Consider the following 24,014-nt stretch of genomic DNA (forward strand, 5'->3'; position numbering starts at 1 on the left):
GATACAAGTCTTTTGTTAGCCTGGCCTAAATTTGACGGAGAAAAAGAGCGCCGCTCTGAAATTCAGGGCGGCGCTATGGGGATACGAATTAGTTATTGCTGCTGTTATCGGGTAGATAGGGCATGAGCAGGTTGGCCAGACCTTCAATGCTGCGGGTCTGGATCAGGATCTTGCCGGTGCCTTGGAAGTGGTTGACCAGGCCTTCGCCGGTCTTGAAGCCGAAGGTGCCGCTGGCGACTTCGATGTTGTAGTTCAGACTTTGGCTCCAGGCAACGACGTTGCTGTTATCGACAACGTACTCATTATTATCGAGATTGACTTCAATGATGTCCGCGTAGCCGGAGACGAGGAACGTGCCGGCACCTTGGGTTTCCATGACGAACAAGCCGCCGGTACCGCCGAAGACAGCGGTGCCCAGCTTTTGCCGCACCATTTGGTAACCGGTACCGGCGTCGCTGGCCAGATACGCGCTGGTATTCAGGCGCCATTGCTGGCTGCCGTCGGTCTTCAGTTCCCGAATAGCGCCGGGGTTCGCTGGGGCAATCAGCAACTCGCCGTTGTCGGTAGTGCCGGTCGCTGTGGTAATGAAGAAGCTTTCACCGCTGGTGACACTGCGGCCCAAGGCACTGAGCATACCGCCCAGACCTTTCTTCCCATTGCTGTTCATATGGCCTTCCAATTGCACCTGACCGTTGTGGGCAATCATGCTGCCCCGTTCGATCTGTACTTGTTCGCCCTTACTCAGATGCAGGGTGACAGTGGGGAATGCCGTGTCTTGAGAAATCGTATAATTCAAACCAACCAGTCCTCCTAACCGAAATTAACTTTCAGTATACCAGCATTCCGGTTAAAGCTGGCGGCCGTTGCTTTGAATCACCTGCTTCAGCCAGGCGTAACTGCGTTTGGGCACTCGGGCCATATCGCGCAGGTCGTGATTGCCGCGGTTGACGTAGACGACGCCGTAACGCTTTTCCATATCCCCTTGGGAACTGGGAATGTCGATCCAGCCCCAGCCGAGATAGCCGATCACCGGCACCCCGTCTTCCGTGATCGCGACCTGCAGGGCATGGAGATGGGCGCGATGGTAGAGAATGCGGTAGCCGTCGTCAATGGCGTCGGTGCCATTCCAGCTTTCCTTCGCGGCGATGCCGTTTTCGATGGGGAAGATGGGCAGGCCGGTTTGCTGGTACAGGGCGTTGAGAGCGCTGCGGAACCCGGTGGGATCGATCTGCCAGCCCCAGGTGTTGGCATCCAGGTACGGATTTTTCTTCACGGCATACTGGTTGTACCAGTTGGGTGCGGTGTTGGCTGGCAGTTTGGTGTGGTCAAAGGTGCTGCTCCAGTAATAACTCATGGTCGCAAAATCGCTGCGGGCACCGGCTAATTCCGCCAGCTCACTCTCTTTGAGAATATCGCCCATGCCATGGGTGCGCATGTAGTGGGCAACCTGGGGAATATAGGTCCCTTGGGTGTCCAGTCGAATGACGTTGTCGTTCACGAACGTGTGATATTGCTGGGTGATCCAGACATCCTGGGGATGGGGGGTGGCCGGGTAGATCTGCTGGTGGGCGATCATCGCCCCAATTTTGGCTTGGGGGAAATCAGCGTGGACAATTTGGGTCACCAGCGCATGGGCCAGAGCGACGTTGTGCTGGATCTGGTAAAGATCATGAAGCGTCTTGTCGCCGTGCAGGTAACCGGAAATAATGAAGCTGTCGGTCAGGCCATACAGATTCTGTTCGTTGAAAGTCAGCCAGTAGGGCACCCGATCGGCAAAGCGGCGCAGCATTTCCCGGGCGTAAACGACGAAGGCGTCGACGACTTCCCGGCTGATGAAGCCATTGTACTTTTCCGCCAGAGCCAAGGGCATATCGAAATGGTAAAGACAGATCATAGGCGTGATGCCGGCAGCAAGCAAGTCATCGATCAGCCGTTCATAGAAGGCGATACCGGCTTCGTTGAAAGCCCCGGTACCGTTCGGCTGAACACGGCTCCAGGAGATGGAAAACCGGTAGCAGGTCATGCCCAAGTCTTTCATCAGGGCGATATCTTCAGGGTACCGGTGATAGTCATCGATTGCCACTTGCCAGTCGCTGCTGTGATCGGTGGCGGGGCGAATATCGTAGACCGAGCGGCCTTTGCCGTCGGCGTCCCAGGCGCCTTCGGTTTGCATGGCGGAGACGGAGTTGCCCCAGAGGAAATTGGCGGGGAAGGGGGTGTTGGGTGTTGTCATGATTGATCAATTCTCCTTTACGTGAAAATAGCGAGTGGTAATGGTCTGGGTCTGGTCACCCACGCTGAACGTGACCTGGTCGGGCAGGACTGAGCGCATGTGGGCGTCGTAATACGTTAGTGCGGTATCGGGCACAGTGAAGGTGACCGTCTGCTTCTGGCCGGCGGGGATGGTGACCCGGCGCGTCGCCAGCAGCTGTTTCTCCCGCGGCAGCACCGTAGTACCGCGAAAGCGGCCGAACAACAGTAACGGCAGACTGCTGTCGTATTGACCTGTATTGGCGGCGGTGACGGTGATAGCCGTGCGCTGTTCAATAAGATCATGGGTGAGGCTGAGGGAATGTACTATCCAGGTCGTATAATCCAAGCCCGCACCGAACGGCAACAGCGGTGCACCGCTTTCGTCCAGGTAATCGGCATTTTTAGCGGCATGCCGTTGGTAGTAGTAGACCGGCAGCTGCCCACTGCTGCGCGGGTAACTGATTGCCAGCCGGCCGGTGGGCGTTGTCTGGCCAAACAGAATATCAGCGACCGCCTGGGGCCCGGCCTGTCCGGGATACCAAGCCAGCAACACGGCATCCGCAATCGCCAGCACCGGCCGGATATCGTAGGGCCGGCCCTGCACCATCACGACAATCAACGGTTTGCCGGTATTCTTGATGACCCGCAAGAGACTCAGCTGGTCAGCGCTCAGCGAGAGATCGGCTAAGTCGACGTTTTCTCCCGTATCGGTGTTGCCTTGGGGTGCCGCCAGGGCACCGTTAGTGAGAAAATGCATGTCGAACGCTCTCGCCGATGAGCCGCCGAGGGTGAGGATAACAGCGTCGCTTTCGCTGGCGCAGTCTTCCGCTTCATCTAACCAGCGATAATCCTGATCCGGTACCCCAACCCGCAACTGGCTGCCCAGGGCGGTGCAGACTTGACTGGCATAGGGGCGCACCGCGTCGGTCAGAGAGGTGAATTGATCTGGCGCTTGCGGTGCGGTATAGTCCCCCAGCCAGTCATAGATCGAGGCGGTGTGCGGGCCGATCACGGCCACTTTTTGATTACGGGCTAAGGGCAAAACACCGTTGTTCTTCACCAGTGTCATGCTTTCCACGGCTAATTTGGCATTGGCTTGGTGGCTGGCGGTGATGATTTTCGGCAGTTTGGCGGCTTCGCTTGGCGATACCAAGGGCCGATCAAAGAGTCCGAGCAGAAACTTGACTGCTAGGACGCGGGCGACCGCAGTGTCCAGCGCCGTCATTAGTGTTGGGTCCGCCGCCAGGGCTTGATCGATATGGGTGTATACATCGTCCCACAAGCTCAAGTCGACCCCGGCGGTAAGGGCTTGCTGAGCGGCAGCGGCCACGCTGCCAGTCAGATCAGTCAGCCGGTCCAATGCGGTCCCGTCGGCCATTACCAGTCCCTGGAAGTGATTGGCCGTACGCAGCCAGCGGGTCAATAACTGCTGGTTGGCGTGGCAGGGGACCCCGTCGATGTCGTTATAGGCCGCCATCACGCCCACCGCATGGCGGATGCTGGCCACTAGCGGCCCGTAGACTTCACGTACTTCCCGTTCCCCGAGCGGGACGGTGCCGGCGTTGTGGCCGCCCAGGGTATCGCCTTGCCCGATGAGGTGTTTGATGACGACCCCGACGTGCCGGTCTGCATCAGCGGGATGATCGAGAAAACAGTCGTCAGTGATCAAATTACCTTGGAAGCCGCGGATGATGGCTTGAGTATAGGCTGCAGCCAGCGTGGGGCTTTCACCAAAGGTTTCTTCCGAGCGGCCCCAGCGGGGGTCTTTCAGCAAATCGAGGGTGCTGACCAGTGCCAGGTGGACGCCCTTGGCGGCGAGTTCAGCCGCTTGTAATTGGGCGCACTGGGCGACCAGGGCGGGGTCAAAGCTATTGCTTTTGCCTAAATTGGTCGGATAGCTCACGGCGCCCAGGACTTGATGGCCGTGGGGCGCTTCTTCCACAATCAAGGCGGGGATGCCTAAGCGGGAATGGGTGATGACATATTGCTGGACCATGTTGCTCACGGTTGCGCTTTGTGCCGCTGGGATGCCATTCTCCAGTGTACGGCCGGACCAGGGATCGGCGCGAAATAAGCCGTACAGCGCCCCCAATCCGCCACCCCAGGCCACATGGGCCTTGAACTGGTCGGTCAGGGTAAATTCTGATCCATAGCGGGTATAGCTTTGCCAACCGTAAAGGTGCTGATTGACTTGGCTGATTTTTTCCTGGGTGGTCATGCGGGCAAGCAAGTCTTGGACCCGGACCCGAATCGGCAGTGTGTCATTTTGATAAGGTGCCATAACTGCCTCCTTTCTCACCAACGATTAAAACCGTAGCTTGATCGTCTGGATTTCATAGGGTTTGAACGGCACGGTGATCTGCCGTCCATCGGCAGAAACGGTTAACGGTTGCTGGTCGTGTTCCAGCAGATTGCAAAGCATGGCTGACTTGACCGGTCGCGCGCAGGTCAGGGTCGCGGTGGTTTGGGCATTGTGATACTCGTAGAGACGCACGATCAGGGCGTCGTCATCCTCCGCCTGTTTGACTGTGTCCAGCAGGACATTCTGCTGATTACAGGCCAGCCGGCTTTGGGCAGCTGGCGTTGTATCCGGCAGAGCGTAGTTTGGCCAAATCACCGGTGCAATGTTCAATCGCTGGGCGGCGGCCATGGTGGCGGCAGTGCGCCAAGAACCTTGGTGCAGCAAAGCTTCATAGGTGAATTTCTGGATGCCTTGATCGGCATTGGGATTGGGTTCCGTGGCACTTTTTAACAGGGTGAGGCCCAGCTGCTGGTAGGTTGCCGAATAGCCGTATTTGGCATCGGTGAGCAGGCTCAGACCATAACTGGTTTCGGCCATATCCGCCCATTTCTGCCCCGCCACTTCAAATTGGGCCTGTTCCCAGGAGGTGTTGCGGGCCACCGGGCGGCTGACATTGCCGAATTGAATGTCGAAGTCGGCGTGCTGCGCGTTGACGGCCACGTCAAACAACGTGCGCAGCAGTGCGTGGTGTTCATGCCAATCCAGCCGCGTGGTAAACGCGATGCGGGTAGTGCCATGGTATAGGTGCAGCCATTGTTCGATCGTGGATTGGTTGAATTGACGCACAATATGCAGCGTATCGCGAATGGGCCCGCGGTCAGTGACTTCTGCGGTGACAACGTGATCCACCGGCCAGGATTGGCGGCGATAGTCCGCATCAATATTCCAGGCATCGTATTCCCGAGGGTAGTCAGCGTATACCATCAACCGGTTGAATTGCCCGCCAGCGGGTAAGACTTCCCGCTGGGCTTGCTTGTCGTACAGCCCGACGATGTTGAAGGCCGCATCAAACGTGATCTGCAGATCGTCAGTGGCATAATGGCCGTCAAGCGGTTCCGGTTGGCGTGGCTGGCTGGCAGCTTGGCCCGGAACAATCTGCAATTCCTGCAGGGCCAAGGGTGCTGCTTGCGGCAGCTGGATCAAGGCCTGTTCACCGGCGAGATGCTGCACCCGGACCGGCTGGCCATGGGCCGCTTGCACGGTCTTGTCCGGGGGCAGAGCGATCGTGGTTTCTAAGTCAGCAGCGAGGCCCGCTGGATTATACAGGACAAGACGATCGACCGCCGGCGTCAGCTGAGTCGCTGCAAATTTCTCTTCGGTTGCGCTCAATGCGGTAAACAGCTGGGCGTAATTCTTGTCGGTCTGCTGATAAACGGCCTCAATGGCACTGCCGGGCAGCACATCGTGGAACTGGTCCAGCAGCGTGGTTTGCCACAAGCGGTGCAGCGTGTCCGCAGGATAGTCGGCCGGGGCATACGTACTGAACAACTTCTCGACGGTTTGCAGCGTGTTTTCTGCCCGGCGGTTGTTTTGTTTGTTTTTAGCGATGGACGTGTACGTTCCCCGGTGGAATTCGAAGTAGAGTTCCCCCAGCCAAGTGGGCAGCGGCTTCCGCTCAGCGTCTCGGTCCAGAGCTTGGAAGAAGTCCAGAGCGGTCGCCGATTTCACCAGCGGCATTCCCCAGACATGGTTTTCCAAGCGCTGCATCGTTTCAATCATGCCAAAAGTCGGCCCGCCGCCGCCGTCGCCATACCCATAGGCCAGCAGGATCTCATCGCTTTGCTGGCGCTGCTTGTAGCGGTCCCAGCTTTTCTTCACCACCCGGGCGTTCAGCATGCCGTTGTAAGTGGCAAACCAAGGGGTTGGAGCATAGCCTTCACTGACGGTGTTGATCAAATGGGTCAGAACTTTGGACCCGTCGATCCCCTGCCACTGGAAACTGTCGAAGGGAATCTCATCGGTATCGTTCCAGGCTAGTTTGGTGGTCATAAAATAGTGCACCCCGCTTTTGCGCAGGATCTGGGGCAGGGCAGCTGAATAGCCGAAGACATCGGGCAGCCACAGGATTTGATTGTCCACTCCGAATTCCGTTTGGAAGAAACGTTTGCCGTAGAGAATCTGCCGCACCAGCGATTCGCCGCTGGTCAAATTACAGTCGGCCTCCACCCACATGGCGCCCTCCGGTTCCCACTGGCCGGCCGCCACGGCCGCTTTGATTTGGGCATACAGCTTGGGATAGCGCTCCTTGATAAACAAGTAGAGCTGTGGCGTACTGTGTAGGAATTTGAAGTCGGGGTACTGACGCATCAAAGCGAGAACGGAGGTGAAGCTGCGCTCGCCTTTTTCAATCGCCTGGGCGACGGTCCACAGCCAGGCCATATCAATATGCGTGTGGCCCACGGCGTAGACGGTCCCTTGGGCCGGGTCAAAGGGTTGCTGCATCAGCTTTGCCCGCAATAGGGTCTGGGCCTGCTCGATCCCGGCATAGTAGGTCGGCGAGTACGGCGTCCGCAAGTCCAAGTGTTGAATCGCGGCCATTAAACTGCCGCGATAGACCCGGTCCGCGACCGGATCTTCCTTGAGCACCTGCCAGCAATCCAGGTAGGTCTTCAGGTCAAAGTAAAACGCAAAAGTTGGCTGGTCAAAGGCTACAATGGCGGCCCGCAGGGGATACTTCTTTTCCTCCCGGCCGGAATAAATATCCAGTTTGACTATCAATTGATGGTCTTCAGAGAACCAAGATTTTTCAAGTCGGGCGAACCGGTGATTGACGTCAAGCGCCTGGACCATCTGATTGTTAATAAACAACTTGATCTGCGGATTCTTTGAATTATCCATTTCGTAGGGACTTGTATCAATCTGCAGCGCCAAATCACTGGCTAAGGCACTGGGCGGAAGGGCAAACGTTAAGGTCAACGTGTACGTCGCGTCCTTGGCACCAAAATAATCGCCGGGGTGATAGGACGTGCGGTACTGGCCATCATCGAGGATGGCCGTGGTAAAGGGGTACTGGTGGCGAATAATATGCTGGCCGATTTCACCAGTGACTTGGGTGAGGCGGCCGAAATCAATATCTTGCATGAGTCTGCCTGCTTTCTATGGGCAACTTTCCGCGGAATGCAACAATGAGCCCAGCCCTGGTGAGCTCGGCCCGTTGCTGTCATAAAATTGTGGATCCAATCAAGGTGCTGATCCAATGGTGTTGGCGGTATTGACGCTAACGCGCTGATTAATCAGCTTTCTTCCAGCGATCGTAGGCGGCTTGGTAAACCTTGACGTATTGGTCAACGTTCATGCCCTTGATGGTCTTGACGTAGCTGTCCCATTCAGACAGGGGCTTTACGCCGGTGATGAATTTGGCTTCTGATTCTTCAACGAAGGTCTTCAGATCATTCGCGGAAGAAGCCACGGAATCTTGTTCGTCCTTGGTCAGATAAACCAGGGGATAAGGGATGCGGCCATTGGGGTCGATCTTGTCTTTTGTTTCTTTCCGCACGAACTTAGTAAAGTTGTCGACTGCTGGTGCATCGGGATCTTTGCGCAGGGCATATTGGTCCCGGTCAGCAGACAGCATCGGCACAGTCAAGCCATAAGCTGGTGTAATCTTGCCCCGTTTGTCTTCTACGTTGTCGGGATTGACACCTTTGGCGAAGACACGGACATCTTGGCCTTTGCTGTTCTTGGCGCTCTGCCAAACATAGCCTTCAGGACCTTGGTTGAAGTAGATGGCCCCTTTATCGCTGTATAAATAGTCGACCCAGCGCAGGGCAGCGGCCGGTGACGGGTTGTTCTTGGTGATGGCGAAGTTGCCGCGATTGATCTTCGGGCTCAACGGTACCACCGTTTTCTTAGATTGCGGGCTGGTCAGCGGCTGGAACATCGGATCGTTCACCGCTTGGGCAGTGGAACGGCCGGTAGTGAAATAGGAGAAGTAGTCGCAGAAGGCACCCAACCGGTCGGCCTGGCCCTTGGCCTTCTTCTGATCGTCGGACTGGGAGAAGGTGTCTTTGTCCAGCAAGCCTTCAGCAAATAATTTATGCATGAAGGTGAGATAAGCTTTGTAGTTGCTGCTGATGGGGGTGTAGATGACCTTGCCATTGTTGTTTTGTACGTCTTGGCTCAGCAGGCCGAAAGCGGCCATCAGCCAGACCCGCGCGTTATTCATCTTCACGTCGGTCAACGGAATTTCGTCCGCCTTGCCATTGCCGTTAGGATCTTCGTTCTTGAAGCGCTTGAGCAAGTCGTAGAATTCGTCCGTTGTTTTCGGCAGAGTCTTCACGCCCAGCTTCTTCAGCCATTCACCGTTGTACCACATCGGTCCGATGTACCAGGATGCGATGGTATCTTCCGCCAGGTAGGGCAGGGCGTAGATGTGGCCATCCGGGGTGGTGATAGATTTACGAATCGCCGGATTCTTTTTCATGAGTTTGTCTAAATTCGGTGCATACTTTGGAATCAGTTTCTCCAGGGCCACAAGTTGGCCGTTTTTACCGTAAGTGACTTCATTGGCGGCGGTTAAATTGCTGCTCCCGGCCGCAAAGATAATGTCCGGCAGGTCTTGGGAGGCAAAAGCTAAGTTGAGCTTTGTACCAAAGTCTGCACTGGGTGGGGTATTGTACTTGAGTTTGATGTTGGTCTTTTTGGCATAGTCTTGCAGGGTGGGCATGTCGCTCCAGTTAGCCAAGCCCATGCTGGGGGCCATGATGGACATGGTCAGGGGTTTCTTGACGATGGGAAAGCCGGTGGTCGCGACCTTGATGTCGCTCTTGTCAGCGGCTGAACCGCTAGATGATGACCCGCATCCTGCCAAAGTGAGCACGGTGGCGGCACAGATACCGGCGGTGAAGAATAAATGACGAAGTTTCATGATGTCTCTCCTCTCTAACCTTTCAGGGAACCAATGAGTACGCCTTTAACGAAGAAGCGTTGCAGGAAGGGATAAATCAGAATTACGGGCAGTGACGATACAATCATGATCCCGTACTTGATCACACCCACTAATTGCTGAGCAGAGAAGGCCGCCCGGGCCGCGGACTGGGTGATCGTCTGACCGGTTCCTGCCCCTTGCTGCATGTCTTGCAGCACTAAGATCTGACGCAGCACCATCTGTAAGGGATACAGATTCTTATCCTGGAGGTAAACCAGGGCACTAAAGTAGCTGTTCCATTGGCCAACCCCATAGAACAGGGCCATGACAGCGATGATTGGGGCGGACAGGGGCAGCACGATCTTGAAGAACAATTGGAAGTCAGTGGCTCCGTCCACGATGGCCGCTTCTTGCATTTCCCAAGGAATATTGCTCTGGAAGAAGGCCCGGGTCACGATGATGTTGTAAATACTGGCGGCACCGGGGATGATGATTGCCCAGACGGTGTTGACCCACCCCAAAGCCCGAATCAGCAAGTATGAAGGAATCAGGCCGCCGCCGACGAACATGGTCACTAGCATGAAATTGGTAAACCAGGCCCGGCCGGAGAAGTCTTTCCGGGAAATGGCGTAGGCACAGGGAATCGTGAGGATCAAACTGACGGCGGTCCCGGTAACTGTATAGAAGACGGTCATACCGTAACCGCGCCAGATATCACGGTAGTTCATGATGACCTTATAGCCTTCCCAGGTGAAGCCCTTCGGCAGCAGCCACATCGCACCGCTGTTCACGGCGTTGGGGTCGCTGACGGAGGCGCTGATGATATAGACCAGGGGATAGACGACCAGGAGGACGGCGAGAACGATGAACAAATAGAGGAAAAACTTGAAGACGCGATCGGCTTTAGTATCTTTGATTAAGTGGTTAGAATGCAGTTCCATTATTGCGACTCCTCCTTTCTACCAGAGACTGGTGTCGGAAACCTTTTGCGCAATCTTATTCACAGCAATTAATAGAATGGCGTTGATGGCAGAGTTGAAAAGACCCACCGCCGCGGCGTAACTATACTGGCCATCCAGCAGCCCTTGTTTATACACGAAGGTCGCAATCACGTTAGACGATGACAGATTGAGCGGATTTTGCAGCAGCAAGATCTTTTCATACCCCATCGAGAACAAACTGCCGACGTTCATGATGAGCAAAATGACCATGGTTGGGACGATCGCCGGCAGGTTGATGTGCCAGATCCGCTGGAGACGGCTGGCCCCATCCACGATGGCGGCTTCGTGCAGGGCCGGATCGACGCCGGCTAACGCAGCCAAGTAGATAACGGAGCCCCAGCCGGTTCCTTGCCAAACCCCGGACAGGACGTAGACGTTCTTGAACCAGCGCGGGTCATTCATGAATGCGATGGGTTTCAAACCAAACGCTTGGATGGCGTGGTTGATAATACCGGTCGACGGGTCCAGGAAAGCAATGATCATCCCGCCCATGACGACGACGGAAATGAAGTTCGGGGCGTAGGTCACGGTTTGACTGAATTTCTTCCAGAAGCCGTCTTTCATTTCATTCAGGGCTAACGCCAAGATGATAGGTAACGGGAACCCGACGATCAAACCATAAATTTGGATCCCCATTGTGTTGCGCAGCAAGTCCCAGAAATAATAGGACTGGAAGAATTGATTGAAATACTTAAATCCGACCCACGGCGAGTTCCATACGCCGAGTACCGGGACGTAGTCTTTAAAGGCAATCAATACCCCATACATTGGAATATAGGAGAAGATCAAGAAACACAGGAACGTGGGAATAATCAGCACGTATAATTGCCAATTTTTCTTTAGCCGTTTAAGATCCAGCAGGCGACCACGGTGCTTTCTTTTTTGTTGTGTTTGTTGCGGCGGATTAGTGACAGTTTCAACTGATGCGGCCATGACTATAAACTCCTTTCTAAACTTTTGCGATACGCAGACCAGGATGGAGACTTTGCCGCAGCGAACCGGGCAAGCGGACCACGTGCTGCGCTTTCACGGGGAAGGGTTGGCCTTGCCAGCCTAAGCGCGTGACGATGGGCTGTGTATCTGGCAAGTGGAGAGCATGCAGATCGAGCGTTTGCGGCGGGACTGAAGCTAGCGGGAACAGATAGTAGGCACGATCATCTTGGGTGATGGCGTACCCTTGCCGGCGTGCCGCAGCAATTGCAGCTGCCGCCACCGGCCGGGTATTATAGATTCCTTGACCGTTCAGTGCCAGCCAGCCGCCCAGCTGATGCAGTAGGCGGCTGGCTGGAGCGGGCAGGGTGCCGTCCGGTTTTGGGCCTACGCCCAGAACGATGTTGCCGCCGAGGGTCACGACCTGTAAAATTGTGCGAATGATCTCACCAATGGATTTATAGGTGTCCCCAGGGGTGTAGCCCCAATTATTGGCTAAGGGAATATTGCTTTCCCACGGCAGAACAGGCCGATTTTGGATATCCGGTACTTGCCGCTCAGGTGTGACATATTGTTCGAAGCGGCCACCCATCGTGCGGTCAACGGCCAGCATTTGCGGCTGCTTTTGCCACAATGCCGGAATGATTTGATCTAAGGCCAGCGGCTCACGGGCATCACCGACCCAGCCTGCGTCCAGCCATAACATGCGTAACGGCCCATAATTGGCCGCCAGTTCAGTAAGCTGGTGGTGGACGAAGGTCACGTAACGCTGCCAGCGTTCAGGGTCTTGGTGGCGATCAAAATCGATTCCGCGATTCTTTGGTGTGCCGTCCGGCCGCCAGTAGTCCGGATGGTGCCAGTCTGCTTTTGAATAGTAGGCACCGACTCCGATGCCGGCCTGGGTCATGGCCTGGGCAAAAGCGCCAAACAAGTCGGCATCCGCATGATAGTCACTATATTGGGTGTGATACATGTTGAACCCATCATGATGTTTGGTGGTAAAGATGGCGTAGCGGATGCCTGCGTTTTTAAACACGGCCGCCCAGGCGGCGGGATCATAGTGCGTCGGTGCAAATTGCTGGGCCAAACCCCAATAGTCTTGCTTTAATTGGGTCATATTCGGCCGCCAAGCTTTCGGTTGACGCGCCCAGCGATCTGCATCGGAAAGTTCCCATGATTCGACGATCCCGGCTTGGGCATACAAACCCCAATGCAGCAGCACCCCGATTTTTTGATTTTGGAACCATGTCCAGTTCTTTTCTAACTGAGCGTGTTCTGGCAGCTGAGAAAAATCGGCTGCTGTCCATTCTTTTTCTTTGGTCGACTCGATATCGCCCCGCGACGTTTCTTCAGTCATGCTTGCTCCCCCTTTCACTTTCACAATCACAAGTCTAGGTATCAAGCGCTTACAATATGTGGTTCTTGCAACTGTGTATTTCTTATCATTGGTTGTCATCAGTGACTTTCCCCTCTATACTGTGACTGTAAGCGCTAACTGACAACTATATAGAAGGAGAGGAAGACATGCGGCGAATTAGTGCAATGGTGCTCGTAGTTGTGACCGTATTTCTATTGATTGGCGGCATCATATTTATTACCACGGATCGCCAGACGGCCAGCGCGGATATTAAACCGCACCATGCCACGGCGGCGGCTGAAAAGACGGAACGCGTATTGAAGCGCAACCTGGCGGCGGTCAATGCGGGTGATGTCAATGCCTATCTGCAGACGATCGTACCCGCACAGCGGGCGAAGACCAAAGCGGCTGTCCAACAAGGCTTGACTAAACGACAGGCTACGGTCAAATTACGGTCCTTTACCGTGCAGAAGCAAGAAAAGCAGCAGCTCGTCGCGAAAATTGATGAACTGCAGCAAACCCGGGGTCAGACTGGGCAGCAAGTATTGGAAGCCAACGTCGAATTCGTGCAGCAGCAGGGTGTTTGGTACATCAAAAAAATGGTGGTTTATAACGCCGTCAAAAATGGTTGAAGATCCGGATCAAGCCGGCATCAAATAGGATATGAGGAGGAATCATCAGTAATGTTATTGCATTTGATTGACCTGCCCGCTGAGTATACTACCGGCGTGGAAATTATGGCGAAGCGGTTGAACTTCAGTACGGCGGTAACGGGCATCCCGGTGACTGTGACCGCTAATACAGAGAATCATTTAGTGGTGGCGTGCGACGGCACCAGCGGCGCTATCAGTTATGCCAGCCAAGCCAGCTTCTTCCGCGGCTTAACGGCGCTGCACCACGCTCTGCAGGCTGGGGAAACGCTGCATACCGATGAATCGGCGGCATTTAATGAAGCCGGTTTAATGGTGGATATGTCCCGTAATGCCAGCCTTACCCAGAGCGGGGTGGAGGACATACTGGCGCTCAGTGCGCAACTGGGTTTGAACTCCGCCCTCCTTTATATGGAAGATGTCTATGCAGTGCCTGAGTATCCATATTGGGGTTATCAGCGCGGCCGCCTGTCCCAAGAAGAGCTCCAGGCCGTTGATGACTTTGGCGCGGCACTGGGGATCGAAGTAATTCCGTGTATTCAGACGCTGGCCCATTTAGCTAATCCCATGCGCTGGCCGTTCATGAATCAAATTCGGGACACCAATGGCATCTTGCTGGTTGATGAGCCGAAGACCTATGAATTCTTAAAAACGATCATCCAAGCGGCGACAGCACCATTTCGCACGAATAAAGTGCATATCGGGATGGATGAGGCTCATGAACTGGGCCGCGGCGTCTATCTGGACCGTCATGGGCTGGTTGATCGGACCGAGATCATGCTGCGCCACGTCCGCCGGTTGACGGCGATCACGCAAGAACTAAATCTGCACCCGATTATGTGGAGCGACATGTGGTTTGAAGCCGCCGGCTATGGCTATTACGATCCACAAGTCCAGTTCTCCCAGACGCTGAAAGAACAAATTCCGGATGTCGACCTCATGTATTGGGATTATTACCATGAAGACCAGATGATTTACGATCAGCTGATTGCTAAACACAAAAAATTAGGGCGGCCGGTCAGTTTAGCCACCGGGTGCTGGACTTGGAATGGCATTGCCCCGAACTATGGCAAGGCCTTGAACACCATGAATGCTGGCATGGCCGCGGCTAAACAGGCTCAGCTCGACACTGTCTATGCGACGATGTGGGGCGACGACGGTGGGGAAACACCCTTTACCAGTGCAGTGCTGGCAATTCAGAATTTTGCAGAGCAGGTGTATCACGATACGGTATCCGCCGACGAATTGAGCGCCGCTTTCACCCGGTATCAAGATAAGGATGCCGCGGATTATCTCGCTCTCAACGATTTTGATCAGTTGCCGGAATTAACACCGGGCAACCCCGAAGCCACCAACCCCAGCAAGTTTGTCTTATATGAAGACTTGCTCAGCCCATTGTTTGCGGCCAATACGGAGTCTGTTGACTTGCTGGGGCATTATCGACAGTTGGCCAAGACATTAGCCGGCATTGAGCAAAAACCGATGACCGATCCGTATCAGCAGCACGTCTTCGCCTTCTACACACAGTTGGCCCAGGTCTTAGTGTTGAAGCTGACGATGATGGCCGATATTCGCCGCGCCTATGATGACGGCAATCAGCAGCGGATGACTGAAGCCATTGCAGCTCTGACTGGCCTGCGCAGTGCTCTGCAGAGTCTGCGGGACGCGCACCGAGCCTGCTGGTTCGACTTGGCCAGTCCGTTTGGTTGGGAAGTGATGGACATCCGTTATGGTGGTCTGCTGAGCCGTATCGATACCGTCCAATGGCGGCTGCAGCACTGGGTAGAGGGTGCAATCGAAAAAATTGCTGAACTGGACGAGCCCCAATTACTGCTGGGCGAGGTCAATAAGAACAGTGTGATGCGCGGCCTGTACGCGGACATTGTCACGGTCAGTAAAATCAGCGGCGTATAACGCAGACTGAAGAAAGGGTGTTGAATGATGCAACCACGGGGAATTATCAAACTATCGCTTAAGACCGGCCAAGCCTTGCTATTGGGTATTAAGCTGCAAGCGTTGTTTATTCTGTTTACTTTACTGGGCGGGGTGGTACTGGGGGTATTCCCGGCGCTGGCGACCTGTACAAAAATCATTTTGCGGCGGTTGACGCACAAGGCCGATACCACGGACAGCATGTTTGGGGATCAGCGGAATACGTTTCCGGCGTTGTATCATGAATTCTGGCAGTTCTACCGGCAATCGTTCTGGGAGATCAATGGCATTGGCTATATCGGAGCCTTGGCCATTGCCGTGCTGGTGGCCGATCTGATCGTGAATCAAAACGTGATTCATTCGCCGATCGTTCAGTACGGTTTGATTGTCCTGCTGATCATGGTCTTCACCTATTGGCTGTATGTCTTCACCATTTATGCCCGGTACGCTTTGCATTTTTGGCAATATTTTCGCCAGGCCCTAGTAATCTCAGTCGCTAAATTCAGCAACACACTGGCAATCATCATGGGCTCCATTCTAGCCACAGTCGTCCTGGTGGTCTTTCCGGCCCTGACCTTTGTGGCCTTGGTGCCATTGTATTTAACGCCGATGATTTGGTTCTCGTACCGATCATGCTTGCATGTGGAGGCGGTGATGACCTATCAACCGTCTTAGCCGTTGGCGCCAATGGCTGCGCTGGCGGCGGCCGCAACGGCTATTGACGACGTATATCGTTTCTTTCCTGCTGATCTTCATCTTGCCGCTCACCGTCTTGACAATCAGTTGGCTGGGCCGCGAATGGCATGATCAGCGCAGCGAGGTCATTGCCACCCAAGAACGCAGCCTGGCCGCAGTGACGCGGAATATGAACGCTACGGTCCAGCACTTGCTGATGACGACGAATTAAATGGCGTTGGATCCGGCGCTGTCGCCCACGGACCAGGATCAGTACACGTACGGTCGGATGGACAACGCTTTGGTCCGCTACGACTTGAGCAGTCCCATGATTCAGAAAACTTTTCTTTATTCAGAAAAGACCCCCAGCATGCTGTATTCCTCCGATGGAACGTATGACTTGATTCCCACACTGTATAAATACGGCATGGTGGCAGGCAGTACCGAGTCAAACAAAGAAGTGCGCAAATTGTTGTACAGCACAGTACCGCGGATGATTTTTACCCCAGCGGCAGACGGCAAGACTGACCAACTGACCTTAGCCGTGCCGATTACGAATACGCCGGGGTCCTCACCCAAGGGAATGGCTTTCTACACGATGAGTGCAGCGCGATTGCGTCAGGAGTTTTTGGACGCTGCGGCCGTTCCGAATCAGGCGTTGATGCTTGACTTCACGAATGGGCAAATTGTGTCCAACACTAAATTAGCTGGCATGAAACTGCCGCCAGTGAGTCGCGGTCAAAATTGGAAGCTCGTGAACCAGCAGAACAAGCTGCGCGTGACGACGGCGGAGGGCAGCGGCAATCTATTCAAGGTGCTGTCCGTCACGACCCCGCCTCCCCGTGGCCGCCGTTAATGTCCTGGCTGCTGAATTATTGGTGGCTGTTCACGGGACTGCTGCTCGCTGGCGGTATTCTGATCTGGTATTTGGGCCGGCGGCAGTATGCTGGAATCAAGCAGCTGGCGGCAGTGGTGCCCCAACCCACGGGGCAGGCGCCCGCACCAGCCGGATCGGAAATCGTTCAATTGGAAAGTGCCATTAAGGCCTACGTGGCGAATCATCAAGCTACCGTGGCCCAGGAGCGGGTGCGGCTGCCGCTGGTGCGCAATCAGGTCTTGCAGATGCTGATCAGCGGCCGGGTCAGTGATGATATCACGGTGAATCGCTTGCTCCATCTTGCCCAGGTTTCCTTTTTCCACCCGAACTATTTGATCGGGATCATGGTGGACGGACCGGCGGTGGATGACCAAGTATTGGCGGCCCCCGTGGTGGCGGACTCTTACATGGTGTATTTTGTGCATCGGACCAGCCGGGCAGAAGGGATCGTACTGATCAACTACGACCGGGCAGTGGACCCGCGGGTCATTCTGCGCCAGGTGCGGGATGAACTCGCCGTTAACAGCCGTTCGGCCATGTTTGCAGGACGTCCGGTGACTGAACTGGCTAGCTTGCATGATGCGTATATTGAGGCCGTGACAGCTCAGATGACGAATCAGCCAACGACCGCCAATTTGGTCAGCTTCTACACCGTTCGTCACGATGCTGGCGAGGGTGGTCCATTTGATATGGACAATGAATTGAAGTTGTCCAACGCACTCGCTCAGGGGAATGCAGCGATGGCTCGGGAGGCGTTCGAGGCATTGTTCAATTTGGCCATTCAGAATTATCGCCCGGATACGGCGATCGATTTTCCGATGGCCAACTTGATCAGTGAGGTGCTGAAGGCGGACTACCGGAAGTATCACCAAGTCAATGAAGAGCTGGTGGAAAAGCTGCTGAACGTCATGTCATTCAGTGAGCTGCATACCATTCTGGTCGAGACTATTCAGAAACTGACCGCACCGCCGATTGATGATACGCCGGCCCCAGCTGATTTGGGGGCCGCAATGCGGGCGTATATTTCACAGAATGCTAGCTCGCCGACTTTTTCGTTGGTTGACGTGGCTGAAAAGTTCGACCTTTCAGTACCTTACACGAGCCGATTTGTTAAAGAAACGACCGGGATCACCTTCACGACCTTTGTCCAAGAATTGCGGATGGCCCGCATTCGGACAGCCTTGGAGCAGACGAAGGCGCCCATCAAAGATATCGTGACAGCCAATGGCTATTATGATGTGGCTAACTTCACGCGTAAGTTCAAGAAGATCAATGGCGTGACACCGACGCAATATCGACAATTGCATCAGCGTGCAGGATCAAAGGATGACGACGCCATACTTTGAGACTTGGTTCTGGTACGCCGGAAAAGCAGACGTGTGTCCCCCACATCGTTTCCATCTAGCAAGAAATGATCACTACAGAAAAACAGCGTCCAGATGTGGTTGCATTTCCACATCTGGACGCTGTTTCTATTGCTTAGCAGTTAGTTAGCTTTCTTCCAACGGTCGTAAGCAGCTTGGTACACCTTGACGTATTGGTCCACTTTCATACCCTTGATTGTCTGCACATACTTGTCCCAATCGGATAAGGGGGTCACGCCGGTAATAAATTTGGCTTCGGATTCTTCCACGTATGTCTTCAAGTCATTAGCGGAAGCAGCGACTGAGTCCTGTTCGTCCTTGGTCAGATACACCAGCGGGAAAGGTACGCGCCCGTATGGATCGATTTTTTCCTTGGTTTCGTTCCGGACCCATTTGGTAAAGTTGCTGACAGCCGGGGCATCCGCTTTGGCCCGAATTGCGTCGGCGTCCCAGTCGGCGGTGAGCATTGGAGCGGTTAAGCCATACGTGGGCGATATTTCAGCCCGTTTATCCTCGGAGTTCGTTGACGTCACTCCTTTGGCCATGACTTTGACCTTCTGGCCTTTACTGTTAGTGGCGTAGTTCCAGAGGTACCCCTCTGGCCCTTGGTTGATGAACAGCGAACCTTTTTTGGAATAGAAGTAGTCGACCCAACGTAAAGCGGCTGCTGGCGACGGATTGTTCTTCGTGATCGCAAAGTCTGCGCGGTTGATGCGGGGACTCATGGCGATGACTGGCTTCGGGGATTCTGGACTAGTGAGCGGCTGCCACATGGGGTCGTTCATAGCCTGGTCTGTTGTTCGGCCGGTTGTGAAATAGGAGAAGTAGTTCGCAAATACACCCAACCGGTCAGCCTGGCCCTTCGCATTCTTCTGGTCATCGGATTGGGAGAAGGTGTCCTTGTCCAGCAGTCCTTCTGCAAACAACTTATGCATGAAAGTCAGATACGCTTTATAGCGCTTGTCAATCGGTGCGTAGATGACTTTGTCGCCGTCGTTTTGGACGTCTTGGCTGAGCAAACCGAAGGCCGGCATCAGCCAAATTCGGGCGACGTCCATTTTGACGTCCGTCAGGGGAATCTCATCGGCTTTACCGTTGCCATTAGGATCCTCGGTTTTAAACCGCTTCAAGAGCTGATAGAATTCATCGGTGGTCTTGGGCAAGGTCTTGACGCCCAGCTTCTTCAGCCATTCACCGTTATACCAGAGTGGTCCGATATACCAAGACGCAATGGTATCTTCCGCCACGTAAGGCAAGGCATAAATGTGACCGTCCGGCGTAGTGATTGACTTGCGAATCGCTGGATTCTTTTCCATTAGTTTGTTGAAGTTCGGAGCGTACTTCGGAATCAACTTTTCCAGCGGTACTAATTGGCCATTTTTCCCGTAGGATACTTCGTTCGCAGGGGTTAGCGCACTGCCTGCGGCATAGATGATATCCGGTAAGTCTTGGGAAGCAAAGGCCAAGTTCAGTTTGGTCGAAAAGTCAGAAGTCGGCGGGGTATTATACTTCAACTGAATATTGGTCATTTTGGCGTATTCTTTCAGTGCCGCCATATTGCTCCAGTTGGTTTTGCCCATACTAGGGGCCATGATGGACATTGTCAGCGGCTTTTTGACGATTGGAAAACCTGAGACAGCCACGGTGATGTTCCCAGTTCCGCTGGTGGCGGAGTTGCTGGAAGAATTACCGCAGGCGGCCAGGGCTAAAGCAGTCAAGGTAGCGACGCCGATGATGGTGAGTGATCGACTGAATTTCATAGTGCGGCTCCTTTCTCATTCAGCAACGCTGAGATACATCCAGGCGGCGTGTCTCAGGTGTTGGATTGAAACAGTGGTTAGTTAGCTTTCTTCCAACGGTCGTAAGCAGCTTGGTACACCTTGACGTATTGGTCCACGTTCATCCCTTTGATGGTCTTAACATACTTGTCCCAGTCGGACAGGGGAGTGACACCGGTAATGAACTTCGCTTCGGATTCTTCCACAAACGTCTTCAAGTCATTGGCAGAGGAAGCGACGGAATCTTGTTCATCCTTTGTCAGGTAAACCAGCGGATAGGGGATGCGGCCGTATGGGTCGATCTTTTCCTTGGTTTCGTTCCGCACCCATTTGGTGAAGCCGGAAACAACGATCTTATCGTCCGGGTTCTTGCGCACAGCGGCGTCATCCCAGTCAGCAGTCAGCATCGGTGCAGTAAGACCATATGCCGGGGTAATCTTACTTCGCTTATCTTCCGAATTTTCGTCGGTGATTCCCTTGGCGGTGACTTTGACCTTATCACCCTGGCTATTCTTGGCATAGTTCCACATATACCCTTCAGGGCCTTGGTTCAGATATAGTGAGCCCTTCTTGGAATAGAAGTAATCTACCCAGCGCAGTGAGGCAGCTGGGGATGGGTTATTCTTCGTGATCGCAAAGTCGCCCCGGTTGATCCGCGGGTTCATCGGTACGATGGCCTTCGGGGATTCTGGACTGGTGAGCGGTTGGAACATTGGATCGTTCATGGACTCATCAACAGTGCGGCCGGTGGTGAAGTAGGAGAAGTAATCGGAAAATAGTCCTAGCCGATCGGCTTGGCCCTTGGCCTTCTTCTGGTCATCGGATTGGGAGAATGTATCCTTATCCAGCAGTCCTTCTGCGAACAGTTTGTGCATGTAAGTCAGATAGGCTTTGTAACGCTTGTCGATGGGGGTATAGAAGACTTTATCTCCATCATTTTGGACATCCTGGGTGAGCAGCCCGAAGGCGGGCATTAACCAGATTCGAGCGACATTCATTTTGACGTCAGTCAACGGAATATCATCGGCCTTGCCGTTGCCGTTAGGATCTTCATTCTTGAACCGTTTCAAGAGAGCGTACAATTCATCTGTAGTTTTCGGCAGTGTTTTGACGCCCAGCTTCTTCAGCCATTCGCCGTTGTACCACATCGGGCCGATGTACCAGGAGGCCGTGGTGTCTTTGGCGATGTAGGGCAGGGCGTAGATGTGTCCGTCGGGGGTAGTGATCGACTGGCGAATCATCGGGTTTTCTTTCATCAATTTATTGAAGTTTGGTGCATACTTGGGAATCAGTTTTTCTAACGGTACCAGTTGCCCATTCTTACCGTAAGATACTTCGTTGGCGGGCGTGAGGGCACTCCCCGCCGCGTAGATAATATCCGGCAAGTCTTGGGAAGCAAAGGCCAGGTTCAGTTTGGTGGAGAAGTCGGACGAAGGCGGTGTATTGAATTTCAGCTTGATGTTGGTCTTCTTGGCGTAATCTTTCAGGGTGGCCATATCGTTCCAATTGGCCGCTCCGACACTGGGCGCCATCAGGGACATTGGCAATGGCTCTTCCACGATGGGAAAGCCGCTGGTGGCGACCTTAGCATCGCCGCTTGATGCGGTCTTGTTCGAAGCGCTGCCGCACCCGGCCAGGGCCAATACGGTGAGGGCGCTGATGCCAACAATAGAGAATAATCGACTCAGTTTCATGGTGTTTCCCCTTTCTAACCTTTCAGTGATCCAATCAGGACCCCTTTGACGAAGAAACGCTGTAAGAACGGATAAATGATAATGACGGGCAGGGACGACACGATCATGACGCCATATTTGATGACAGCGACCAGCTGGGCTTGGGAATAAGCCGCTTTTGCTGTTGCTTCAGTGACGGTGGCACCAGTGGCGGCGCCAGTCTGCATGTCCTGCAGCACCAGAATTTGACGCAGCACCATCTGCAATGGATAGAGATTCTTGTTCTGCAGATAAACCAGGGCGCCAAAGTAGCTGTTCCATTGGCCAACCCCGTAGAAGAGGGCCATGACGGCGATGATTGGCGCAGATAAAGGCAAGACGATCTTGAAGAAAAGTTGGAAATCGCTGGCGCCGTCAATGATCGCTGCTTCCTGCATTTCCCAAGGAATATTGCCCTGGAAGAATGCCCGGGTCACGATAATGTTGTAGATACTGGCGGCGCCAGGAATGATCAGCGCCCAGACAGTGTTGACCCAGCCTAAGGTGCGAATCAACAGGTAGGTGGGAATCAACCCGCCGCCGACAAACATCGTGACCAGCATGAAGTTTGTGAACCAGGCCCGGCCAGAGAAGTCTTTCCGGGAAATGGCGTAAGCACAAGGAATTGTGAGGGCGAGACTGACGGCGGTCCCGGTGACGGTGTAGAAAATGGTCATGCCGTAGCCGCGCCAAATATCGCCATAGTTGAAGATGACTTTGTATCCTTCCCAGTTGAAACCCTTCGGCAGCAGCCACATGGCACCGCTGTTGACACTTTCCGGGCTGCTGAGGGAGGCGGAGATAATATAGATCAAGGGATAAATGACGAGCAGAACAGCCAGCGCAATGAACAGGTAAAGGAAGACCTTGAAGATGCGATCGGCCTTGGTATCTTTAACGAGATGGTTCGTATGCAATTGCATGGTTGGTCAGTCTCCCTTCTACCATAGACTGGTGTCGGACACTTTTTGGGCAATCTTATTCACGATGATCAGCAGAATGGCGTTGATCGCGGAATTAAACAAACCGACGGCGGCGGCGTAACTGTATTGCCCGTCCAGCAGCCCCTGCTTGTAGACGAAGGTAGCGATTACATTAGACGATGAGAGGTTCAGCGGATTCTGCAGCAGTAAGATCTTTTCGTAACCCATGGAGAACAGACTGCCGACGTTCATGATGAGCAAGATGACCATGGTCGGTACGATGGCGGGTAAATTAATGTGCCAAATGCGTTGGATCCGACTGGCGCCGTCCACAATGGCGGCCTCGTGCAGCGCAGGATCGACCCCGGCTAGGGCGGCCAAGTAGATGACGGAGCCCCAGCCGGTCCCTTGCCAGACGCCGGAAAGAACATACACTGTCTTGAACCATTTGGGATCGCTCATGAAGGCGATGGGTTTGATTCCGAGCGCCTGGATAACGTGGTTGATGATCCCGGTGGAGGGGTCCAGGAAGGCGATGATCATCCCGCCCATGACGACGACGGAGATGAAGTTGGGCGCATAGGTGACGGTTTGACTGAATTTCTTCCAGAAGCCGTCCTTCATTTCATTCAGGGCGAGGGCCAAAATAATCGGCAATGGAAAGCCGACGACGAGGCCGTACACTTGAATGCCGATGGTGTTTCGAATCAGGTCCCAGAAATAGTAAGAACTAAAGAATTGTTGGAAGTATTTGAACCCGACCCACGGGGAATCCCAGATACCTAATACAGGTACATAATCCTTGAAGGCGATCAGCACGCCGTACATCGGGATGTATGAGAACACCAAGAAGCTCAGGAACGTGGGAATGATCAGCACGTAGAGTTCCCAATTTTTCTTTAACCGTTTCGGATCAAACAGCCGCGCCCGCCGTTTTTTCTTCTTTTGCGGCGGGCTGGCCGCTACTTGCACAGAGTCTGCCATGATGTTCAGCTCCTTTTGATTTTTGCTAGTGTTAGCCGCAGAACAGAGGTGCAACTGGGTCTCGCCAGCAATCTCTTCCCCCCAGTTCCCCGGCAACTGTTGTCATTTATGCAACCCCTTTCACTATCGTCACCATAAAGCCTGCGTCAAGTCCTGGCAATATGTGGTTTCAAGGCGCTATGTCGTTTGTGTGTTCAACCGGTTTTATTTGTTTTCGCTTGACAAGCCCATTATACTGGTGTTGTAAGCGCTAACTTATATGGTCTTGATAATTTCTTAGATCAATGGGACGATGCAGTCCGCCGAAAACTATGTACTTTTGGTGATTCTGCTGGGGTGCGGTTTGCTGTAAAGGGCACCGCCAGCGGGACCGGCCAGTGGGGAAAGCAGGCGGAACATTGCATGGCTT

General features: G+C 54.0%; 18 protein-coding genes. 6 read left to right on the forward strand and 12 right to left on the reverse strand.

Annotated features, from left to right (window positions below):
* Nucleotides 1–88: 88 nt before the first annotated feature.
* The 8 genes from FMM01_RS14215 to FMM01_RS14250 form a co-directional block, all read right to left on the reverse strand.
* Nucleotides 89–796 carry a TIGR00266 family protein gene (locus FMM01_RS14215; protein WP_150392956.1) on the reverse strand — a complete coding sequence of 236 codons (708 nt, stop codon included), beginning with the start codon at nucleotides 794–796 and terminating at the stop codon, nucleotides 89–91.
* 51 nt (nucleotides 797–847) lie between these two features.
* On the reverse strand, nucleotides 848–2,233 hold the full coding sequence (locus tag FMM01_RS14220; protein WP_150392957.1) for a glycoside hydrolase family 1 protein: 1,386 nt from the start codon (nucleotides 2,231–2,233) through the stop codon (nucleotides 848–850).
* Nucleotides 2,234–2,239: 6 nt separating this feature from the next.
* Nucleotides 2,240–4,534, reverse strand: coding sequence for a glycoside hydrolase family 3 N-terminal domain-containing protein (locus tag FMM01_RS14225; protein ID WP_150392958.1), 2,295 nt, complete (start codon nucleotides 4,532–4,534; stop codon nucleotides 2,240–2,242).
* Nucleotides 4,535–4,558: 24 nt separating this feature from the next.
* A complete protein-coding gene (locus FMM01_RS14230) occupies nucleotides 4,559–7,636 on the reverse strand; it encodes an alpha-mannosidase (RefSeq protein WP_150392959.1) in 3,078 nt (1,025 codons plus the stop codon).
* 148 nt (nucleotides 7,637–7,784) lie between these two features.
* A complete protein-coding gene (locus tag FMM01_RS14235; protein ID WP_146994228.1) occupies nucleotides 7,785–9,422 on the reverse strand; it encodes an extracellular solute-binding protein in 1,638 nt (545 codons plus the stop codon).
* 14 nt (nucleotides 9,423–9,436) lie between these two features.
* A complete protein-coding gene (locus tag FMM01_RS14240) occupies nucleotides 9,437–10,357 on the reverse strand; it encodes a carbohydrate ABC transporter permease (RefSeq protein WP_146994239.1) in 921 nt (306 codons plus the stop codon).
* A gap of 24 nt (nucleotides 10,358–10,381) precedes the next feature.
* The gene (locus FMM01_RS14245; RefSeq protein ID WP_150392960.1) at nucleotides 10,382–11,356 is read right to left on the reverse strand and encodes an ABC transporter permease; all 975 of its coding nucleotides are present in this window, start codon (nucleotides 11,354–11,356) and stop codon (nucleotides 10,382–10,384) included.
* A 16-nt stretch (nucleotides 11,357–11,372) separates the two neighbouring features.
* Nucleotides 11,373–12,710 carry an alpha-L-fucosidase gene (locus FMM01_RS14250; RefSeq protein WP_186810159.1) on the reverse strand — a complete coding sequence of 446 codons (1,338 nt, stop codon included), beginning with the start codon at nucleotides 12,708–12,710 and terminating at the stop codon, nucleotides 11,373–11,375.
* A gap of 167 nt (nucleotides 12,711–12,877) precedes the next feature.
* Between FMM01_RS14250 and FMM01_RS14255 the strand changes: the two genes are divergently transcribed.
* From FMM01_RS14255 to FMM01_RS14280, 6 genes are read left to right on the forward strand one after another with little or no spacing between them, the layout of a single operon-like run.
* On the forward strand, nucleotides 12,878–13,342 hold the full coding sequence (locus FMM01_RS14255) for a hypothetical protein (protein WP_146994225.1): 465 nt from the start codon (nucleotides 12,878–12,880) through the stop codon (nucleotides 13,340–13,342).
* 51 nt (nucleotides 13,343–13,393) lie between these two features.
* Nucleotides 13,394–15,274, forward strand: coding sequence for a beta-N-acetylhexosaminidase (locus FMM01_RS14260; RefSeq protein WP_150392962.1), 1,881 nt, complete (start codon nucleotides 13,394–13,396; stop codon nucleotides 15,272–15,274).
* Nucleotides 15,275–15,298: 24 nt separating this feature from the next.
* Nucleotides 15,299–15,967 carry a YesL family protein gene (locus FMM01_RS14265; protein WP_150392963.1) on the forward strand — a complete coding sequence of 223 codons (669 nt, stop codon included), beginning with the start codon at nucleotides 15,299–15,301 and terminating at the stop codon, nucleotides 15,965–15,967.
* A gap of 43 nt (nucleotides 15,968–16,010) precedes the next feature.
* Entirely contained in the window at nucleotides 16,011–16,199 is a 189-nt protein-coding gene (locus FMM01_RS14270) for a hypothetical protein (protein ID WP_150392964.1), read from the forward strand.
* Entirely contained in the window at nucleotides 16,200–16,823 is a 624-nt protein-coding gene (locus FMM01_RS14275) for a hypothetical protein (RefSeq protein WP_150392965.1), read from the forward strand. It abuts the gene before it with no gap.
* Nucleotides 16,712–18,190 carry a helix-turn-helix domain-containing protein gene (locus FMM01_RS14280; RefSeq protein WP_190973388.1) on the forward strand — a complete coding sequence of 493 codons (1,479 nt, stop codon included), beginning with the start codon at nucleotides 16,712–16,714 and terminating at the stop codon, nucleotides 18,188–18,190. The genes FMM01_RS14275 and FMM01_RS14280 overlap by 112 nt, the downstream gene beginning before the upstream one ends.
* 140 nt (nucleotides 18,191–18,330) lie before the next feature.
* Here the strand turns inward: FMM01_RS14280 and FMM01_RS14285 are convergent, their stop codons facing one another.
* The 4 genes from FMM01_RS14285 to FMM01_RS14300 form a co-directional block, all read right to left on the reverse strand.
* Nucleotides 18,331–19,968, reverse strand: coding sequence for a type 2 periplasmic-binding domain-containing protein (locus FMM01_RS14285; protein WP_150392967.1), 1,638 nt, complete (start codon nucleotides 19,966–19,968; stop codon nucleotides 18,331–18,333).
* Between the two features lie 77 nt (nucleotides 19,969–20,045).
* Nucleotides 20,046–21,680, reverse strand: a complete 1,635-nt coding sequence (locus tag FMM01_RS14290; RefSeq protein WP_150392968.1) for an extracellular solute-binding protein — start codon at nucleotides 21,678–21,680, stop codon at nucleotides 20,046–20,048.
* Nucleotides 21,681–21,694: 14 nt separating this feature from the next.
* Nucleotides 21,695–22,615: a carbohydrate ABC transporter permease gene (locus tag FMM01_RS14295; RefSeq protein ID WP_150393313.1), complete on the reverse strand. Its 921-nt coding sequence runs from the start codon at nucleotides 22,613–22,615 to the stop codon at nucleotides 21,695–21,697.
* A 24-nt stretch (nucleotides 22,616–22,639) separates the two neighbouring features.
* On the reverse strand, nucleotides 22,640–23,605 hold the full coding sequence (locus FMM01_RS14300) for an ABC transporter permease (protein ID WP_146994219.1): 966 nt from the start codon (nucleotides 23,603–23,605) through the stop codon (nucleotides 22,640–22,642).
* Nucleotides 23,606–24,014: the final 409 nt, after the last annotated feature.

It is taken from the genome of Schleiferilactobacillus harbinensis (genome assembly GCF_008694105.1).
Classification (GTDB): domain Bacteria; phylum Bacillota; class Bacilli; order Lactobacillales; family Lactobacillaceae; genus Schleiferilactobacillus; species Schleiferilactobacillus harbinensis.

What these genes read in the sequence shown, in the direction of transcription:
- FMM01_RS14250 (WP_186810159.1), bottom strand. Translation starts at nt 12,710, where the DNA reads ATGACTGAAGAAACGTCGCGGGGCGATATCGAGTCGACCAAAGAAAAA.
- FMM01_RS14235 (WP_146994228.1), bottom strand. Translation starts at nt 9,422, where the DNA reads ATGAAACTTCGTCATTTATTCTTCACCGCCGGTATCTGTGCCGCCACC.
- FMM01_RS14255 (WP_146994225.1), top strand. Translation starts at nt 12,878, where the DNA reads ATGCGGCGAATTAGTGCAATGGTGCTCGTAGTTGTGACCGTATTTCTA.
- FMM01_RS14290 (WP_150392968.1), bottom strand. Translation starts at nt 21,680, where the DNA reads ATGAAACTGAGTCGATTATTCTCTATTGTTGGCATCAGCGCCCTCACC.
- FMM01_RS14230 (WP_150392959.1), bottom strand. Translation starts at nt 7,636, where the DNA reads ATGCAAGATATTGATTTCGGCCGCCTCACCCAAGTCACTGGTGAAATC.
- FMM01_RS14275 (WP_150392965.1), top strand. Translation starts at nt 16,200, where the DNA reads ATGGCGTTGGATCCGGCGCTGTCGCCCACGGACCAGGATCAGTACACG.
- FMM01_RS14225 (WP_150392958.1), bottom strand. Translation starts at nt 4,534, where the DNA reads ATGGCACCTTATCAAAATGACACACTGCCGATTCGGGTCCGGGTCCAA.
- FMM01_RS14265 (WP_150392963.1), top strand. Translation starts at nt 15,299, where the DNA reads ATGATGCAACCACGGGGAATTATCAAACTATCGCTTAAGACCGGCCAA.
- FMM01_RS14260 (WP_150392962.1), top strand. Translation starts at nt 13,394, where the DNA reads ATGTTATTGCATTTGATTGACCTGCCCGCTGAGTATACTACCGGCGTG.
- FMM01_RS14300 (WP_146994219.1), bottom strand. Translation starts at nt 23,605, where the DNA reads ATGGCAGACTCTGTGCAAGTAGCGGCCAGCCCGCCGCAAAAGAAGAAA.
- FMM01_RS14285 (WP_150392967.1), bottom strand. Translation starts at nt 19,968, where the DNA reads ATGAAATTCAGTCGATCACTCACCATCATCGGCGTCGCTACCTTGACT.
- FMM01_RS14220 (WP_150392957.1), bottom strand. Translation starts at nt 2,233, where the DNA reads ATGACAACACCCAACACCCCCTTCCCCGCCAATTTCCTCTGGGGCAAC.
- FMM01_RS14245 (WP_150392960.1), bottom strand. Translation starts at nt 11,356, where the DNA reads ATGGCCGCATCAGTTGAAACTGTCACTAATCCGCCGCAACAAACACAA.